At 72.7% G+C, this 17,881-nt stretch carries 18 protein-coding genes; 11 read left to right on the top strand and 7 right to left on the bottom strand.

Translation table 11 applies throughout. From position 1 onward, the window contains the following. Nucleotides 1-278 precede the first annotated feature (278 nt). A complete protein-coding gene (tuf, locus tag OGH68_RS05045) occupies nt 279-1,448 on the top strand; it encodes an elongation factor Tu (protein WP_264242105.1) in 1,170 nt (389 codons plus the stop codon). A gap of 69 nt (nt 1,449-1,517) precedes the next feature. After that, a complete protein-coding gene (locus OGH68_RS05040; protein ID WP_264242104.1) occupies nt 1,518-2,363 on the top strand; it encodes a spermidine synthase in 846 nt (281 codons plus the stop codon). Between the two features lie 329 nt (nt 2,364-2,692). On the opposite strand, the gene OGH68_RS05035 is transcribed toward OGH68_RS05040, so the two are convergent. Then, nucleotides 2,693-3,706, bottom strand: coding sequence for a hypothetical protein (locus tag OGH68_RS05035; RefSeq protein WP_264242103.1), 1,014 nt, complete (start codon nt 3,704-3,706; stop codon nt 2,693-2,695). Between the two features lie 116 nt (nt 3,707-3,822). On the opposite strand from OGH68_RS05035, the gene OGH68_RS05030 reads away from it, so the two are divergent. Then, nucleotides 3,823-4,275, top strand: a complete 453-nt coding sequence (locus OGH68_RS05030) for a DUF4442 domain-containing protein (protein ID WP_264242102.1) — start codon at nt 3,823-3,825, stop codon at nt 4,273-4,275. A gap of 117 nt (nt 4,276-4,392) precedes the next feature. Here the strand turns inward: OGH68_RS05030 and OGH68_RS05025 are convergent, their stop codons facing one another. Together OGH68_RS05025 and OGH68_RS05020 are read right to left on the bottom strand one after the other, a co-directional pair. Continuing rightward, nucleotides 4,393-4,959 carry a DinB family protein gene (locus OGH68_RS05025; protein ID WP_264242101.1) on the bottom strand — a complete coding sequence of 189 codons (567 nt, stop codon included), beginning with the start codon at nt 4,957-4,959 and terminating at the stop codon, nt 4,393-4,395. A gap of 196 nt (nt 4,960-5,155) precedes the next feature. Next, complete coding sequence (locus tag OGH68_RS05020) at nt 5,156-5,686, bottom strand: gamma carbonic anhydrase family protein (RefSeq protein ID WP_264242100.1); 531 nt, start codon at nt 5,684-5,686, stop codon at nt 5,156-5,158. A 194-nt stretch (nt 5,687-5,880) separates the two neighbouring features. Between OGH68_RS05020 and OGH68_RS05015 the strand changes: the two genes are divergently transcribed. Beyond that, the gene (locus OGH68_RS05015; protein WP_264242099.1) at nt 5,881-7,107 is read left to right on the top strand and encodes a cytochrome P450; all 1,227 of its coding nucleotides are present in this window, start codon (nt 5,881-5,883) and stop codon (nt 7,105-7,107) included. Nucleotides 7,108-7,197: 90 nt separating this feature from the next. Continuing rightward, nucleotides 7,198-7,977, top strand: coding sequence for an acyltransferase (locus tag OGH68_RS05010; RefSeq protein WP_264242098.1), 780 nt, complete (start codon nt 7,198-7,200; stop codon nt 7,975-7,977). Here OGH68_RS05010 and OGH68_RS05005 read toward each other — a convergent pair whose 3' ends face one another. Next, entirely contained in the window at nt 7,978-8,844 is an 867-nt protein-coding gene (locus OGH68_RS05005; protein ID WP_264242097.1) for a DMT family transporter, read from the bottom strand. 111 nt (nt 8,845-8,955) lie between these two features. Between OGH68_RS05005 and OGH68_RS05000 the strand changes: the two genes are divergently transcribed. Then, nucleotides 8,956-9,528 carry a helix-turn-helix domain-containing protein gene (locus OGH68_RS05000; protein WP_264242096.1) on the top strand — a complete coding sequence of 191 codons (573 nt, stop codon included), beginning with the start codon at nt 8,956-8,958 and terminating at the stop codon, nt 9,526-9,528. Nucleotides 9,529-9,572: 44 nt separating this feature from the next. Next, the gene (locus tag OGH68_RS04995; protein WP_264242095.1) at nt 9,573-10,127 is read left to right on the top strand and encodes a YbaK/EbsC family protein; all 555 of its coding nucleotides are present in this window, start codon (nt 9,573-9,575) and stop codon (nt 10,125-10,127) included. Between the two features lie 112 nt (nt 10,128-10,239). Here OGH68_RS04995 and OGH68_RS04990 read toward each other — a convergent pair whose 3' ends face one another. Then, nucleotides 10,240-10,647 (bottom strand): CoA-binding protein, encoded by a 408-nt coding sequence (locus tag OGH68_RS04990; RefSeq protein WP_264242094.1) that lies wholly within the window; start codon nt 10,645-10,647, stop codon nt 10,240-10,242. A 76-nt stretch (nt 10,648-10,723) separates the two neighbouring features. Here OGH68_RS04990 and OGH68_RS04985 point away from each other — a divergent pair, with 76 nt between their 5' ends. Genes OGH68_RS04985 through OGH68_RS04975 form a run of 3 tightly spaced genes read left to right on the top strand, consistent with a single transcriptional unit; the run spans nt 10,724 to nt 15,723 of the window. Then, on the top strand, nt 10,724-11,350 hold the full coding sequence (locus OGH68_RS04985; RefSeq protein ID WP_264242093.1) for a YigZ family protein: 627 nt from the start codon (nt 10,724-10,726) through the stop codon (nt 11,348-11,350). Between the two features lie 42 nt (nt 11,351-11,392). Beyond that, entirely contained in the window at nt 11,393-12,559 is a 1,167-nt protein-coding gene (locus OGH68_RS04980; RefSeq protein ID WP_264242092.1) for an exonuclease SbcCD subunit D, read from the top strand. After that, nucleotides 12,556-15,723 carry an AAA family ATPase gene (locus tag OGH68_RS04975; RefSeq protein WP_264242091.1) on the top strand — a complete coding sequence of 1,056 codons (3,168 nt, stop codon included), beginning with the start codon at nt 12,556-12,558 and terminating at the stop codon, nt 15,721-15,723. The genes OGH68_RS04980 and OGH68_RS04975 overlap by 4 nt, the downstream gene beginning before the upstream one ends. Here OGH68_RS04975 and OGH68_RS04970 read toward each other — a convergent pair. After that, complete coding sequence (locus OGH68_RS04970; RefSeq protein WP_264242090.1) at nt 15,713-16,159, bottom strand: Lrp/AsnC family transcriptional regulator; 447 nt, start codon at nt 16,157-16,159, stop codon at nt 15,713-15,715. The genes OGH68_RS04975 and OGH68_RS04970 overlap by 11 nt on opposite strands. A 94-nt stretch (nt 16,160-16,253) precedes the next feature. On the opposite strand from OGH68_RS04970, the gene OGH68_RS04965 reads away from it, so the two are divergent. After that, nucleotides 16,254-16,754, top strand: a complete 501-nt coding sequence (locus tag OGH68_RS04965; protein ID WP_264242089.1) for a rhodanese-like domain-containing protein — start codon at nt 16,254-16,256, stop codon at nt 16,752-16,754. 185 nt (nt 16,755-16,939) lie between these two features. On the opposite strand, the gene OGH68_RS04960 is transcribed toward OGH68_RS04965, so the two are convergent. After that, nucleotides 16,940-17,842, bottom strand: a complete 903-nt coding sequence (locus OGH68_RS04960) for an NAD(P)-dependent oxidoreductase (protein ID WP_264242088.1) — start codon at nt 17,840-17,842, stop codon at nt 16,940-16,942. Nucleotides 17,843-17,881: the final 39 nt, after the last annotated feature.

Genomic DNA, 17,881 nt, shown 5'->3' with positions numbered 1-17,881 from the left:
CAGTGGCCGGTGCCGGGAAAACCGTTCGACTCGGTACGGGATCAGGGCGATCATCGACGCATGTTCCGGTACGCCTTCCTCGCAGCGCCGTCCGCAGTCGCGGACGCGCCGAAGGCTGCCGCGTTTCCTGCTGCAGCGGCGGCCGGTGCCGCCGCGGCGCCTCTCGACGGCGCCCGAAGCTGACCCTTCCCGGATCGTCCGCGGACCCCGCAGGGGGAGGGTCGGCCAGGCCCAGGGGTCCCGACGCACTTCGAGTTCCGGGAAGGAACGACCTCGTCATGCCCAAGACGGCGTACGTGCGGACCAAGCCGCACCTCAACATCGGCACCATGGGCCACGTCGACCACGGCAAGACCACCCTGACCGCCGCGATCACGAAGGTCCTGAGCGAGCGGGGCACCGGCACATTCGTACCGTTCGACCGCATCGACCGGGCGCCGGAGGAGGCCGACCGCGGCATCACCATCAACATCGCGCACGTCGAGTACGAGACCGACACCCGCCACTACGCCCACGTGGACATGCCGGGCCACGCCGACTACGTGAAGAACATGGTCACCGGTGCCGCGCAGCTCGACGGGGCGATCCTCGTCGTCTCCGCGCTCGACGGCGTCATGCCGCAGACGGCCGAGCATGTGCTGCTCGCCCGCCAGGTCGGCGTCGACCACATCGTCGTGGCCCTCAACAAGGCCGACGCGGGCGACGACGAGCTCACCGACCTCGTGGAGCTCGAGGTCCGCGACCTCCTGACCGCGCACGGCTACGGTGGCGACGCCGCGCCGGTGGTGCGGGTCTCCGGGCTGCGGGCGCTCGAGGGCGACCCGCGCTGGACCGCCGCGGTCGAGGCGCTGCTCGACGCCGTGGACACGTACGTGCCGATGCCGGTGAGGTACACCGACGCGCCGTTCCTGCTTCCGGTGGAGAACGTCCTCACCATCACCGGGCGCGGCACCGTCGTCACCGGTGCCGTCGAGCGGGGCACCGTACGCGTCGGCGACCGGGTGCAGGTGCTCGGCGCGGACACGGAGACGGTGGTGACCGGCCTGGAGACCTTCGGCAAGCCGATGGACTCCGCCGAGGCCGGGGACAACGTGGCACTGCTGCTGCGCGGCGTCCACCGCGACCAGGTCCGGCGCGGTCACGTGGTCGCCGCGCCCGGCAGCGTCGCGCCGAGCCGGCGCTTCACGGCGCAGGTGTACGTGCTCTCCGCCCGCGAGGGCGGCCGGGCCACACCTGTGTCCACCGGCTACCGACCGCAGTTCTACATCCGCACCGCGGACGTCGTCGGCGACATCGACCTCGGCGCGGCGGGCGTGGCGCGGCCCGGCGAAACGGTCTCCCTGACCGTCGAGCTCGGCCGGGACGTACCGCTGGAGCCGGGGCTGGGATTCGCCATCCGCGAGGGCGGCCGCACGGTGGGCGCGGGGACGGTCACGGCCGTGCTGTGAGGGCGGTGTGACGGCTGTGCTGTGACGGCGGTGCTGTGGGCGTGGCGCGCGGGGCGGGACAATGGGCCGGTGAACGAGTCCCTTCCCGTCCTGCGCGCCGTCGACGGCGGCACCGCCAAGCTCATGCCCGACGTGGACCGTGAGCGCGCCTGGCTGCTGACCGTGGACGGCGCGCCGCAGTCCTACGTCGATCTCGACGACCCGGCACATCTCGAGTTCGAGTACGTGCGCAGGCTCGGCCACGTCGTCGACTGCGCCGCCGAGGACGGCGCGCCGCTGTCCGTACTGCACCTCGGGGGCGGCGCGCTCACCCTGCCCCGTTACGTCGCCGCGACCCGCCCCGGTTCCCGGCAGGACGTCGTCGAGGTCGACGCCGGCCTCGTCGCGCTCGTCGCGGAACACCTGCCGCTGCCGGACGGCTCCGGCATCGCGGTGCACCGTGCCGACGCCCGCACGTGGGTGGAGGCCGCGGCCCCCGACTCCGTGGACCTGATCGTCGCGGACGTCTTCGGCGGCTCGCGGGTCCCTGCGCACCTGACGACGGTCGCGTACGCGCAGGCCGCCGAGCGGGTGCTGCGGCCGGACGGCATCTACGCGGCCAACCTGGCGGACGGCGCGCCGTTCGCCTTTCTCCGCTCCCAAATCGCCACGTTCGCGGAGGTTTTCGCCGAACTGGCGCTGGTCGCGGAACCGTCGGTGCTGCGGGGGCGCCGCTTCGGCAACGCGGTGCTGCTGGCGTCGCAGTCCCCGCTCGACACGGGGCCGCTGGCGCGGCGGGTGGCGGCGGACGCGTTTCCCGCGAGGGTCGAGGAGGGGCACGCGGTGGCGCGGCTGCGGGGTGACGTGCTACCGGTCGACGACGCGTCGGCGACGGCGTCACCGGAGCCGCCGGAGGGGGCGTTCACGGTGGGGTGAGGCAGGGGGCGGGTGGCGCCTGCGGCGGGCCTGTCCCCTACCCGCCCCTTCCCGCTGCACCGATGTGCGGCTCCGCCACGTGGCGGGGCAAGCCCCGGACCCCGTACCGCGCTTCGCGTGGCGTCCTCAATCTCCCCCTCCGGCCCGGCGGCCGTGGGCGGGGGTACCTCCCACGCCGCCAGGCGTAGGGGGAGTGCCCCCAGCCGGGCTGGATTCTCCAGCCTCGCCGGCGTTTGAGGCGCGGGGGTCCGGGGGCAAAGCCCCCGGTTCGGGAAGGGGCGGGTAGGGGAGACGCTCCGCGCAGCGGACCCACCCGCCCCGCCCGTGGGCTAACTGCCCGCCAGCCGTACGGTGCTGAGGATCTTCTGGATCGTCGCGTCCGGCACCTCGTCGGGCACGCCGCTGTTGGAGTACAGCACCCAGCTGGCGAAGTCGCCCTTGGCGTTCTTGAAGCTGAACGCGATCGACTTACCGTCCGTCTCGCACTTGTTCTCCTTCTTGACGCCCTTGGCCGTGGCCGTGGCGACGCTGCCCTTCAGGCCGGACTTCGTCGTGTAGTTCTGGGCCTTGGAGACCTTGACGGTCCCCTTGGGCTCCGTCTGGGCGAAGGCTGCCCAGACCCAGTTGCCGGCCTCGTTGACGGCGGCCTCCGCCGTGTTCTTGGCGCCCTTGCCGCCCTTGGTGCCGGTACTGGCCAGGCTGTACTCCTCTTCCCGGCCGTCCTTGTCGGTGTCGATGAGGCACCACTTGGTCTTCAGGTGGGCCGGGGCACTCATGACCACGGCGAGTGAGCCGTCGCCCGCCTTCTCGTCCTCGAAGCCCGTGGCCGTGCCGGAGCTCGAGACCTCCCACTCCGACGGCACGTCGAACTGCGTGCCGTGCTTGGGGTTGGTGACGACCTTCCAGCCTGCGATCGTGGGCTCGGCCTCGGCGCCGCGCGGCTTCCCCGACGGCTTCGGAGCCGGTTCCTCCGAAGCCGGCTTCTTGGGCTCCGCCGACTTCGAGGCGGCCACGTCGGCGCCCTTGTCGGACGTCTTGTCGTCGTCCGGCAGCACGACGAAGCCGGTCACGACCGCGGTCGCGACCACGGCCGTGGCGGCGACGATCGCGACGATCGTCGTCTTCTTCTTCTCGTCGCGGGGCGGCTGCGGTGCCCCGGGCATCTGGCCGGGCACGGCGTACTGCGGCGCGGTCGGCTGCTGGTACGGGTTGGGCTGCTGATATCCCTGCTGCTGGTATCCCGGCTGCTGATAAGGATTCGGCTGCTGGTACCCCGGCTGCTGGTACGGGTTCTGGTCCTGCGGGTTCTGCTCGCCCCCGGGCGGCTGCTGTCCTGGCCACATGGCGAGTAACGATAGAGGTGCGGGTCGAGCACTTCTACGTCCGGCCCCCACGGGACCGGACGAGGCGGACGGGGAAGGGTATGGCCAGGAGTGCTACTCGCGGGTAACATCGCGCCATGAGTGCAGAGCAGATGTCCATCGGCGAGTTGCTTACCGCCACCGTCCCCATGGTCAGGACCCTCAAGCTGGAGTACCTGGAGACCACGGCCGAGCGAGCGGTGCTCCGCCTGCCGGACGATCCCGAGTACCACAACCACGTCGGCGGGCCCCACGCCGGAGCGATGTTCACCCTGGCCGAGTCCGCGAGTGGCGCCGTCGTCCTCGCCGCCTTCGGCGACCAGCTCGGCCGCTGCGTACCGCTGCCGGTCAAGGCGGAGACCAGCTACAAGAAGCTCGCCAAGGGCGTCCTCACCGCGACCGCCACGCTCGGCCGTCCCGTCGCCGACGTGGTGAAGGAACTGGACGCGGGGGAGCGCCCCGAGTTCCCGGTGACCGTCGCCATCCAGCGCGCCGACGGCGCCGTGACCGGCGAGATGCACATTGTCTGGACCCTGCGCCCCAACAACTGAGCCGCAGCCGAAGACCGCCGGAAGCCGGGCCGCCCCGACACCCTCGAGGTGACGGGGCGGCCCTTCGTCACTCCGAAGTGCCGTGCTGTCGCGGACGGGTGCGGCGGCCGGCTTCCGTCACTGGCCCACCCTTCCGTCGACGCACTCGCGCAGCAGGTCGGCGTGTCCGGCGTGACGGGCGTACTCGTCGATCCTGTGCACCATCAGCTCCCGGATCGCGACCCGCTCCTTCCCCACCCGCTCACCCAGGTCCGGGTGCCCGGCCAGTGCCGCGTCGGTCGCGGCCTGCTCGCGTTCCAGATCGGCGTACGCGGCGTCGACCACGGCCTGTTCGGCGACAGCTCCGTCGAAGTCCGCGTCCTTCTCGCCGTACAGCTTCGGCAGCGGGTCGCCTTCGGTGATCCAGTTGCGCCAGTCGCGCTCCACCTCGGCGAGGTGCCGGACCAGGCCGAGCAGCGACATCGTCGACGGCGGAACCGACCGCCGGGCAAGTTGCTCCGGATCCAGGTCCGCGCACTTCATCCGCAGGGTGATGCGGTAGTTCGTCAGGAAGTCGAGCAGCGTCGCCAACTCGCCTTCCTGGCCGGCATCGTTGTTGCGCGGGTCGTCGGCCGGATCGGCCCACATGTCGGGGTAGACGGTCGCCTTGGTCCATCGCGCGGGTTGATCGCTCATGCTGTGCATCTTGATCCGCGGCGGTCCGGATCCGCCACCGAGTTCCCGTGCCGAGCTGCCCCGGGGCGGTCTCGGGCGGACGGGCCGGTAAGTCATCTGTACCGGTTCAGTCGTGAAGGAAGAGGTCGCTCAGTTGTGCCCCGGTGGGCGCCCAGGGCTGGGCCGCTCGACCCGGCGGTCACGCCATCGGGCGCCGAGCCGGGGCTCAGTCCTTGTGCGCGTCGCGGTGCTGAGCGGCCAGGTCCAGATACACCGCCGCGTTGAGCTTGATGCCCTCCTGCTCCTCCGGCGTCAGCTCGCGCCGTACCTTCGCCGGCACCCCCGCGACCAGCGAGCCCGGCGGTACCCGCATGCCCTGCGGCACCAGGGCCTGCGCCGCGATCAGCGAGCCCGCGCCGATGTGCGCGCCGTTGAGGACCGTGGCGCCCATGCCGACGAGGACGTCCTCCTCGACGGTGCAGCCGTGGAGGATCGCGTTGTGGCCGACCGAGACGCGTTCGCCGACGGTCACGGGGAAGCCGGGGTCGCTGTGGACCGTGCAGTTGTCCTGGATGTTGCTGCCGGCGCCGATCACGATCGGTCCGCAGTCAGCGCGCAGCACCGTCTGGTACCAGACGCTCGCGCCAGCGCCGAGCGTGACCTCACCCATGACCACCGACGTCGGTGCGATGAACGCCTCGGGGTCGACATCGGGCTCCCTGCCGCCCACGCCCGCAACCAATGCCTGCTCCGTCATGCCCGCTCCCTTGTCGACTCACCGGTCCGTCGCGCCTACCCGCACCGTATGCCCCCGCCTCGCGCCCTATGCGGCAGGGGCCCGCGGACGTGCGCCGGGGCCGCGCCGCCCCGCGCCCCCTCGAGCCGTCCGTCGCCCCCGGTGACCGGTCAATGGCCTGGCCGGCACCGCCCGTTGCGGAACGAGGGAACTCCATGGCCACCGCACAGCACATCCCCGACATCCTGTCGCCCGAGTTCGCCGCCGACCCGTACCCCGTCTACCGGCTCATGCGCGAGCACCGCCCGCTGATCTGGCACGAGCCCACCCGCAGCTACCTCGTCTCCCGTTACGAGGACGTGGAGCGGGCCTTCAAGGACAAGGAGTCGGTGTTCACCACCGACAACTACGACTGGCAGCTCGAGCCCGTCCACGGGAAGACGATCGTGCAGCTCAGCGGACGTGAGCACGCCGTGCGCAGGGCGCTCGTCGCCCCCGCTTTCCGTGGCAGCGATCTGCGGGACAAGTTCCTGCCCGCCATCGAGCGCAACTCCCGCGAACTGATCGACGCCTTCCGCCACAAGGGCGAGGCCGATCTCGTCGATTCCTTCGCCACCCGCTTCCCGGTCAATGTCATCGCCGACATGCTCGGTCTGCACAAGGCCGACCACGCCCGTTTCCACGGCTGGTACACGGCGGTCGTCGCCTACTTCGGCAATCTCGCGGGGGACCCCGAGGTCGCCGCGGCCGGCGAGCGGACCCGTGTCGAGTTCGCCGACTACATGATCCCGATCATCCGGGAGCGCCGGGAGAACCTGGGCGACGACCTGCTGTCCACGCTCTGCGCGGCGGAGGTGGACGGGATGCGGATGAGCGACGAGGACATCAAGGCGTTCTGCAGTCTGCTGCTCGCGGCCGGCGGCGAGACCACGGACAAGGCCATCGCCGGCCTGTTCGCCAATCTGCTGGCCGACCCTGACCAGTTGGCCGCAGTAGGCGAGGACCGGAGCCTGATCGACCGGGCGTTCGCCGAGACGCTGCGCTTCACACCACCCGTCCATATGATCATGCGGCAGACCTCCGCCGAGGTCACCGTCAGCGGTGGCACCATCCCGGCGGGAGCCACCGTCACCTGTCTGATCGGAGCAGCGAACCGCGACGCCGAGCGGTACCGCGACCCTGACCGGTTCGACATCTTCCGCGACGACCTCGACGCGACGACGGCGTTCTCCGCCGCCGCCGGCCACCTCGCCTTCGCGCTCGGACGGCACTTCTGCGTCGGCGCGCTGCTCGCCAGGGCCGAGGTGGAGACCGGCGTCAACCAGCTGCTGGACGCCATGCCGGACCTGCGCCCCGCCGACGGCTTCGTGCCGCATGAAGATGGGTTGTTCACCCGTGGGCCGAAGTACCTGCCGCTGCGCTTCACACCGGTCGCCGACTGAAGGGTCGTGGTGCGCGGAGGCGGGCGCTTGGGGTGAACATCACAGCACGTCACGGCCGTCGCGGCGGGCGCGGCCGACTACCGTGAGCGGGTGCCGAAGAGCAGGAACACCCCGTCGTCGGCGGCCGTCTGGCGCCGCCGGGTCCTCACGCGTGCCCTGCACCGCGCGTGGCAGTGGGTGCAGGACACGGGCGCCGTCACGGCCGAGCGCCCCGGACGGCTGCGGTTCCGGCGGATCGGCGCCGGCACGCGGCTCGCCTTCCCCCAGGGGACCGTCTTCGGCGACCCCTGGATCGAGCTCGGCGCCCACTGCATCATCGCCGAGCAGGTGACCCTCACCGCCGGGATGATGCCCGGGCTGGACCTCGGTCCCGAGACCGTACTGACCCTGGGCGACGGTGTCGTCCTGGGGCGCGGCAGCCATGTCATCGCCGACACCCGCGTGACCATCGGCTCGGACACGTACTGCGGTCCGTACGTCTACATCACCTCGACGAACCACAGTTACGACGATCCGCACGAGCCGGTCGGCAAGCAGTGGCCCCGCACGGACCCCGTCGAGATCGGGCCCGGCTGCTGGCTGGGGACGGGCGCGGTGATCCTCCCCGGCGCGCGGCTGGGCCGCAATGTCGTGGTGGCGGCGGGCGCCGTCGTACGGGGAGAGGTGCCCGACCACTCGGTGGTGGCGGGTGCGCCGGCCCGGGTCGTACGGCGGTGGGACGAGGAGGGCGGCTGGCAGCCGCCGCTGCGTACGCCGGCGCCGGTACCGATCCCCGAGGGAATCACCCCCGAGCAGCTCCTCGCGCTCGCGGAGCTCGACGAGGAGCTGTCGGGGCCGGCGGACGCCCGGGCCGGGCTCGACGAGCGCTGATCAGCCGCCCGCCAGCAGGACCGTGCCCACCAGCGCCAGTCCGGCGCCCGCCGCCTGGACGACGCGCAGCCGCTCCTTGAGGACGATCAGCGCCGCGAGGACGGTCACCACCGGGTAAAGGTTCGCCAGGACCGCGGCCACCGTGACCGGTCCGAGCTGCGCGGCGATCGAGTACGTGCCGTTCGCGGCGACGTCCGCGAGACCGACGAAGGCGAGCGCCGGCAGCGAGCGCAGCACGGTGCGCGCGCCGCCGTTTTCGGGCAGGGCGCGCCCGCCGCGCTTCACCGACACGAACAGGGCGGCTCCGCCGACGGCCACATTGGTGACGCGCTGGACGAACAGCGCGAGGAACAGCCCGGTGAGCGTGGTCGACGCCTCGGCGATCAGTGCCAGCACGGCGCCGAACCCGAACGCGGCGACGAGCGTCAGCAGAACCGCCTGGCGCTGCACCGGCGCGCCGCGCAGCTCGGGGCCGCCGGCCAGGACGATGCCGGCCACGGCCACCGCGATGCCGGCGAACTGGAGCAGTCCGGGCCGCTCACCCAGCAGCAGCCCGACGCCGACGGGCACGGCGACGCCCAGTGATCCCAGTGGTGACACCACGCCCATGGGCCCGAGCGCGAGGGCCTTGTAGAAGCAGAGCATCGCCACGGGGCCCACGGCGCCGGCGGCCACCGCGTACCAGAGCCGCGGTCCGGCCTCGGAGAAGCCGCCGGCGCCGACGACGATCGCGCCCAGCACTACTACGGCCACCGACTGGGAGGCGACGACCACGGTGAGTGCGGGCGTGCGCCGCGTGAGCAGTCCGCCGCCGAAGTCGGCCAGGCCCCAGAGCAGGCTGGTGGCCAGGGCGAAGAGTGCGGTCATGCGGAGCCTCGCAGTACAGTGTGGTGAACGATGCGGTGCACCACACGATAGTGCGATTTATTTGACTGCGTCATCCAGAATATTGGACGGCGCCGGAATCCTGGACGGAATGTGTCGGACCTCGACCAGCTCACCCGGTCGCTCGCCCGGAACCTCAAGCGCTGGCGCGGCGAACGAGGATTCACCCTTGACGCCCTCGCCGCCCGCTCCGGGGTCAGTCGCGGCATGATCATCCAGATCGAGCAGGCACGCACCAACCCCAGCGTGGGCACCACGGTGAAGCTCGCGGACGCCCTCGGCGTGAGCATCACGACGCTCCTCGACTACGAGCAGGGCCCGCAGGTCCGGCTCGTCCCCCCGGAGCAGGCCGTCCGCATGTGGTCCACCCCGGGCGGCAGTTCCACCACCCTCCTCGTCGGCAACGAACGCGGCGGTCCGCTGGAGCTGTGGTCGTGGCGGCTGATGCCCGGCGAGGAGAGCGCCTCCGACCCCCACCCGGACGGCACCACGGAACTGCTGCACGTCACCGCCGGAGAACTGACCCTGGTCGTCGACGGGAAGGCCCACCCCGTACCGGCCGGCACCTCCGCCACCTTCGAGGCGAACGTCGCGCACGCCTACCGCAACGACGGCGAGGAGACCGTCGAAGCGATGATGGCGGTCTCCGTCCCGCCCGTCCGCTGAGACGCACGACCGCCGCCGTGCGCAACGGTGTTAGCGTGCGGCACATGCGTGCACCCATCGGGAACTTCGACGATGCCACCCCCGCACCCGACTGCCTGGACCTCCTCGCCCCGCCCGTCGCGGCCGCCGTGCGCGCCTGGCACGGCGACGTCCCCGCCGACCAGCTCCTCTACGTCGACACGGACCCGGAGATCGCCGACACCGCCGTCTTCGTCGAGCACCACGGCCGCGAACTGCTCGAGCAGTCGGCGAACTGCGTCATCGTGGCAGGCAAGCGCGGTGGCGGGACCACGCTCGCCGCATGCCTCGTCCTGTCCCACACCCGCGTCGACGTCAACGGTGCCGTGCGCAGGCAACTGGGCGCGCGAAAGGCGTCGTTCGCGTCGATGGACACCGCGACCGGTGAGAGCGGCATGGAGTACGGAGGCATCACGCCCGTCGGCCTGCCTGCCGACTGGCCGGTGCTGGTCGACCCGGCCGTCGTCGACACCGAATGGGTCCTCGTGGGCAGCGGTCGCAGGCGCGGCAAGCTGATCATGCCGGGCAAGGCGTTCGCCGCCCTGCCCGGCGCGGTGGTCGTCGAGGGCCTCGGCGTCTGAGGCGGTCCGAGGCCGTCCGAGGCGGTCCGAGTGCCCGCGGGGCCGTCCCGGGGTCGCGAGGGCCGTCCGGGCTGCCGGAGGCCCTCCGGGGCCGCTTCCCGGTGACCTGGTCTCAGCCCAGACGCGGGATCTCGATCGCCGGGCACCGGTTCATGACCATGTCCAGACCGGCCGCACGGGTGCGCTCGTACGCCGCCTCGTCGATCACACCGAGCTGGAACCACACCGCCTTCGCGCCGACGGCGACCGCCTCGTCGGCCACCTGGCCGGCCAGTCCCGAGTTCACGAAGACGTCCACGACGTCGACCTCGAAGGGGATGTCGGCGAGGCTCGCGTACCCCTGCTCGCCGTGGACCGTCTCGGCCTTCGGATGCACCGGCACGATGCGCTTGCCGTAGCGCTGGAGCACGTCGGCGACGCCGTACGCCGCCCGCGCCTCGTTGTGGGACAGGCCCACCACCGCCCAGGTGTCACCCGTGGCCGTCAAAATCCTGCGGATCGTTTCTTCGTCTGCGTACATGCCAGGAGAACGGGCCGGGGACCCGTGGGATTCCCCGGTGGAGTATCCGGCTCCGGGCGGCGCATAGGGTGGCGGGATGCAGGAGCAGTACCGGACGGTCGCCGGCGAGGGCGTCCACGAGACCGAGATCAGCCGATCGCGCTTCATCTGCGCGCTCGCCCCCGCCGCCACCGAGGAGGAGGCGCAGGCCTTCGTCGCCCGCATCCGCAGGGAGCACCCGACCGCCACCCACAACTGCTTCGCGTACGTCGTCGGCGCCGACGCCGCCGTGCAGAAGGCGAGCGACGACGGGGAACCCGGCGGCACCGCCGGGGTCCCCATGCTGCAGATGCTGATGCGCCGAGAGATCCGGTACACCGTCGCCGTCGTCACCCGGTACTACGGCGGCGTCAAGCTCGGCGCCGGCGGGCTGATCAGGGCGTACGGGGGAGCCGTCGGCGAGGCCCTGGACGCGGTCGGCACCATCACCCGCAGACGGTTCCGGCTCGCCACCGTCACCGTCGACCACCAGCGCGCCGGGAAGCTGGAGAACGACCTGCGGGCGACGGGCCGTCAGGTCCGCGAGGTCGGGTACACGGACACCGTCAGGATCGAGATAGGCCTGCCGGACTCCGATGTCGACGCCTTCCGGGCATGGCTGGCCGACGTCACTGCCGGCACGGCGGAGCTGGAACTCGGGGGCGAGGCCTACGGAGATGCGTGAAGCCGCCCGCATTGTCCGACCCCACCGATACGCTCACCGATCATGAGACTCCTGCACACGTCGGACTGGCACCTGGGACGGTCGTTCCACCGGGTGAGCATGCTCGACGCCCAAGCGGCGTTCCTCGACCACCTCGTGGCGACGGTCCGCGACCGGGACGTGGACGCGGTGCTCGTCGCGGGAGACGTGTACGACCGGGCCGTGCCGCCGCTCGCCGCCGTGGCGCTGTTCGACGAGGCCCTGCACCGGCTGGCCGACGCCGGCGTGCCGACGGTCATGATCTCCGGCAACCACGACTCGGCGCGCCGTCTCGGCGTCGGCGCGGGACTCATCGACCGGGCCGGTATCCATCTGCGCACCGACCCCGCCGGCTGCGGCACCCCCGTGCTGCTCGCCGACGAACACGGCCCCGTCGCGTGCTACGGCCTGCCCTACCTCGAACCGGCCCTCGTCAGGAACGAGTTCCAGGCAGAGCGGACGGCCCACGAGACGGTCCTCGCCGCGGCCATGGAGCGGGTACGGGCCGACCTCGCGACACGGGAACCGGGCACCCGGTCCGTCGTGCTCGCCCACGCGTTCGTCGTCGGCGGCCAGGCCAGCGACAGCGAGCGGGACATCACCGTCGGCGGTGTCGCCGCCGTGCCCTCGGGGGTCTTCCACGGCGTGGACTACGCGGCCCTCGGGCACCTGCACGGCTGCCAGACCATCACCGAGCGCGTCAGATACTCGGGATCGCCGCTCGCCTACTCGTTCTCCGAGGCCGACCACCGCAAGACGTTGTGGATCGTCGACCTCGACGCGACCGGAGCCGTCACCGCGGAGCGCGTCGACTGCCCGGTGCCGCGCCCACTGTCCCGGCTGCGCGGCACACTGGAGGACCTGCTCGAGGACCCGGCACTCGAGCGCCACGAGGAGTCGTTCGTGGAGGCGACCCTCACCGACGCCGTGCGACCGGCCGACCCGATGGCCCGGCTGACCGCACGCTTCCCGCACACCCTGCACCTCGTCTTCGAACCCGAACGGGCGGCGCAGGACACCACCGACTCCTACGCGCAGCGGCTGCGCGGGCGCAGCGACCAGCAGATCGCGGAGGACTTCGTCGCCCACGTCCGCGGCGGCAACGGCCCCGACGACCGCGAGCGCGCCGTGCTGCGCAGCGCCTTCGAGGACGTACGCGTCGACGCCGCCGTGCGCGAGGTGGCCCGGTGAGACTGCACTCCCTGACCGTGACCGCCTTCGGTCCCTTCGGCACCACCCAGGAAGTCGACTTCGACTCCCTCGCCAGCTCCGGCATCTTCCTGCTGCACGGGCCGACCGGCGCGGGCAAGACGTCCGTACTCGACGCCGTCTGCTTCGCGCTCTACGGGGCGGTCCCCGGCGCCCGCCAGAGCTCCGGGGCGTCGCTGCGCAGCGACCACGCACCGGCGGGCACCGCGACCGAGGTCACCCTCGAACTGACCGTCGCCGGGCGGCGGCTGGAGGTCAGCCGGCGCCCGGAACAGCCCCGCCCCAAGAAGCGAGGCAAGGGTTTCGTCAAGGAGCGGGCACAGAGCACGCTGCGCGAGTACGACGCCGCGACCGGCGAATGGCAGGCGCTCAGCAAGTCCCACCAGGAGATCGGCGAGGAGATCACCCAGCTCCTCGGCATGAGCCGCGAACAGTTCTGCCAGGTCGTGCTCCTGCCCCAGGGTGACTTCGCACGTTTCCTGCGGGCCGACGCGGAGGCCCGCGGCAAGCTCCTCGGACGGCTCTTCGACACCCGCAGGTTCGCCGCCGTCGAGGACCGCCTCGCCGAGCTGCGGCGCGCCGCCGAGCAGCAGGTGCGGACCGGGGACGAGCGGCTGCTCGCCGTCGCGCACCGGATCGAGCAGGCCGCCGGACCCGCGGCAGCCGAGTGGCCGCGCCCCGAACAGCAGCCCGGCGACCCCGGGCTCGCCGCGGCCGTCCTGCAGTGGGCGGCCGTCGCCCGCAGCGGCGCCCGCGAGCGGCTGGACATCGCCGAGCACGGGCTGGCCGCCGCCGAGAGCCGCCGGGACACGGCCCGGCGGGACCTGGAGTCCGAGCAGGAACGGGACCGGCTCCAGCGCCGTCACGCGGACGCACTGGCCCGCTCGGAGGCCCTCGAAGCCCGGCGGGCCGAACAGAACACCCTGCGGACCCGGCTGGAACGGGCCCGCAAGGCCGCACTCGTCGAACCGGCGCTGCGCGTACGCGACGCCGCCGAGCGCGAGCACCAGGACGCGGCCCGCGAACGCGAACGGGCCCGTGCCGGGCTCCCCCCGGAGCTCACCGACGCCGGAGCCGACCAGCTCACCGCTGCGGAACGGGCGCTGCGCGAGGAGTCCGGCGGGCTCGACGCCGCCCGCCGGGCCGAGGCCCGCGCCGCCGGCATCACCCGCGAACTCGCGGACCTGGACCGGCAGGCGCAGGCCGACGACGACACCCTCGCCGAGGCGGCGGGCTGGCTGGCCGAATGGGACGGCGTCCGGCGCGGTCACCAGGAACGGATCACGGCCGCCCAGGACGCGGCGACCCGGGCGGAACACCTCGCGGGCCGGCTCGAACCGGCCAGGGAACGGCTGCGCGCGGCCCGCGAACGCGACGAACTGGCGGCCCGCGCCGACCGGACGGCGCAGCGGCTGCGCACCCTGCACGAGCGGACCAACGAGGCGAAGGCGGCCTGGCTCGACCTGAAGGAGCGCCGACTGCAGGGCATCGCCGCCGAGTTGGCCGCCGCGCTGGTCCCCGGTCAGGCCTGCGCGGTCTGCGGCTCCGAGGAACACCCGGCACCGGCCCGCGCCGGCGCCGGTCACGTGGACCGTGCCGCCGAGGACGCCGCGTACGCGGAACACGCCCGCGCCGAGCAGTCCAGGGCGCAGACCGAGCGGGAGCTCGCCGTGCTCGACGAGTCCCGCGCGGCGGCCGCCGCGCGGGCCCGCGGAGCGGACCCGGCTGCCGTGACCACGCGCAGCTCCGCGGCGGCAGGCGATGCCGCAACTGTCCTCACCGCCGACGGGGCTGCCCCCCGGCCGCAGAGCGCCGCCCTCGGCGCGCAACCGCGGAGCGGTGCTGTCCCCGGTCCGCGCTCCGGAGAGGCCCCCACCGTCGCCGGACTGCTCAGGGAGGTCGAGGACCTGGAGCGCGAGCACGCCGGCACGCGCGCCCTCGCCGCCGGCATCCACGCCGCGCGGGAGGCCCTCGCCGGCGCCGAGCGCGAGCACGAGGAGCGGACCCGGGCCCGGCAGGAGGCCGAGCGGCGCAGCGCCGCGCGCACCTCCCGGCGCGAGACGCTCGACCAGGAACTCGCCGGCCTTGAAAGCGAGATCAGCAGGGCACGCGGCGACGCCCGCAGCGTCGCCGAACGGGCCGCGCTGCTGGAGCGGCAGGTCGGCCTGCTGGCGGCCGCGGCGGACGCCGTACGCGCCGTCGACAGCACGGCCCTGCGGCTGAAAGAGGCAGACGACCGGCTCGCCGACGCCGCGTTCCGTGCCGGGTTCCGCACGCCGGCGGAAGCGGCCGCCGCGTTGCTCCCCGACGCCGAGCAGCGCGACATCCAGCACCGCGTCGACGCCTGGCAGGCGGAGGCCGCGGCCGTCGCCGACCGGCTCGCCGATGACGACACCCGCGCCGCGGCCGGCCTCCCGCCCGCATCGCCGGAAACGGCCCGCGCCGCCCACGACGCCGCCGAACGCGCCCTGCGTGACGCCGCCTCCGCGCTCGACGCGGCACGAGCCCGGTGCGCCGAACTCGACCGCCTGTCCGGGCAGGCCGTACAGGAGATCCTGCGGCTCGGCCCGCTCCGCGAGGAGTACGACCGATTCGCCGGCCTCGCCGCCCTCACCGCCGGCACCTCCGCCGACAACGAACGCAAGATGCGCCTCGAGTCGTACGTGCTCGCGGCCCGTCTGGAGCAGGTCGCGGCAGCCGCCACCGTACGGCTCGCACGCATGTCCTCCGGCCGGTACACGCTGGTCCACTCCGACGCCCGCACCGGCGGCAAGCGGGCCGGCCTCGGCCTGCATGTCGTCGACGCCTGGACCGGCAGGGAACGCGACACGGCGACCCTGTCGGGCGGCGAGACCTTCTTCGCCTCGCTGGCCCTCGCGCTCGGCCTCGCCGACGTGGTGACCGACGAGGCCGGAGGCGTACGCCTCGACACCCTCTTCATCGACGAGGGCTTCGGCAGCCTCGACGACCAGACCCTCGACGAGGTGCTCGACGTCCTCGACTCGCTGCGCGAACGCGACCGCAGCGTCGGCATCGTCAGCCACGTCGGCGACCTGCGCCGCCGCATCCCCGCGCAGCTGGAGGTCGTCAAGGACCGCGGCGGCTCCGCGGTGCGGCTGCGGGCGGGGGCCGCGCTCAGCGACTGATCGGACGGTGCGGCAGGGGAGAGGAGTACACGACGCTCGTCGTCACGGAGCCGAGGGCGCCGATCCTTCCCGACACCTCTTCGAGGTGCCTCATGGAACGGGCGGCCACCTTCAGCACGAAGCAGTCGTCGCCGGTCACATGGTGGGCCTCGAGTATCTCCGGTGTGGCGTCCAGCAGATCGTGGAACGGCTTGTAGTTGCCGTTCGGATAGCGCAGCCGCACGAACGCGAGGACCGGCAGCCCGAGCCGCTCCGGGTCCACCACGGCCGAGTACCCCTTGATGACGCCGGCCTCCTCCAGCCGCCGCACGCGCTCCGTCACGGCGCTCGCCGACATGGAGACGGCCTTGGCCAGCTCGGTGAAGCCCGCCCTGCCGCGGGTCTGGAGGACCTGGAGAATGCGCCAGTCGGTGGCGTCCGGTGAATATGCCGTCATGCCCGACAGACAACAGGGGAATCCCCGGCCGATCAACCCGTGTGCCGAGGATTTCCACTTCCTGGAGGCGTTCGCCGACCCTAGATTCTTGGACATGACCACGACGCAGAGCGACATCACCGAGGCCCGCACCGCCAACCCCGTCCTGCGGGTTCCACCCGCCTCACCGGCCGCCGCGGCCGCCCACTTCGCCGCGAGCCTGGCCTTCCACGCAGACGTCTCCGACGTCCGGGCCGCGCTCGCCGCCGGCGGGGACCCCGGATTCGTCGTCGTCGACTCCCGCTCCACCGAGTCCTGGGACCAGGGCCACATCCCCGGCGCCGTGCACCTGCCGACCGCTCTGATCCCCGAGCAGGCCGAGGAACTCCTCGACAGGTCCGTACCGGTCGTCACCTACTGCTGGGGCCCCGGCTGCAACGGAGCGACTCGCGCCGCCCTCGCCCTCGCCCAACTGGGCTTCCAGGTCAAGGAGATGCTCGGTGGCTTCGAGTACTGGGCCAGGGAGGGCTTCCCGTACGACACCTGGCAGGGCCGCACCACCCGCGACGCCGACCCGCTCACCGCGCCCGTAGACGCGGACGACTGCGGCTGCTGAGCCGGCTTCGGAGGCCCGCGTGCGGGACCCGGGCCGCGTGCGCGCCGGTCAGCCGGCAAAGGACGGCGGCTTCAGCGGCCCGAACACGCCGGAGAAGCCGTCCGCGCCGTGTCCTTTGACCGGCAAGTCCGCCGCGGTCGGCCTGGCCCGTGCGGCCCAGCCCCGACACGGCACGCGCGGTCCGGTCAGTCTCGTACACGCTGTGCCCCGTACCGGATCGTCCGTGCGACGGCGGCCATGCCGTCCGCTCCGTGCCCCGCCGCTTCGGCACGCTCCAGCAGGGACCTCATCAACTCCGGTACGTCCGTGCGCAGGCCGCCCGCCAGACTGGCGTCGACCAGATGCTGCATCGCCGCGGCGTGCACCTGGACGGTCCCGTCGTCGGCCGGATAGCGGTCCTGCTGGACCTGGCGGGCGTGATCCGTCATGAGCGACGTGACGTAGGGCATGTGCCCCGCGGCCACTTCGGCGAACGCGGCCGGGTCCACATCTTCCACGCCGACCAGCGAGAGAGCGTGGTAGAAGCCCGCCAGCGCACCCCACGCCAGCCCGAACAGAGCGGTGTCGTAGACGGCCGCCAGGCCCGGATCGTCACCCAGGTGAACGGCGTTGCCCAGACTCACGAGCGTCGTTCGGTGGCCGGCGAACGCCTCTGCCGCACCGCTGAAGACGAAGAGCGCGTCAGGGCCTCCGACCAGGCGGGTGCCGCTCATCGCGGCGCCGTCGAGGTAGCCGGCGCCGTGGTCGGCGGCCCAACGCGACATCAGACGGGCGGATTCCGGCGTGCCGGACGTGAGATTCACCAGCACCCGTCCGGCGAGGTCCGGACCGACGGGTTCGAGCAGTGCCCGGACCGTGTCGTACTCGGGCAGGCAGACCACCACCACGGAGGCGGAGGAGACCGCTTCCGCGACGGTCGTGGCACGCTTCGCACCCCGCGCGGCGAGGGCGTCGGCCTTCGCCGCGGTGCGGTTCCAGACCGTCGTGGAAACACCCCCGGCGAGGAACGCCTGTGCCAGCCGCGTCCCCATGTGCCCCAGGCCGATCACCGACACCGTGCCTCCGTCGTACATGAAGTTCTCCGACATGGACGATCCCCTTGCGTCACAAGCCTTCGTGAGGCTTCC

It is taken from the genome of Streptomyces peucetius, from assembly GCF_025854275.1.
GTDB classification, from domain to species: Bacteria; Actinomycetota; Actinomycetes; order Streptomycetales; family Streptomycetaceae; genus Streptomyces; species Streptomyces peucetius_A.
This window is presented reverse-complemented; position numbering and strand designations above follow the sequence as displayed.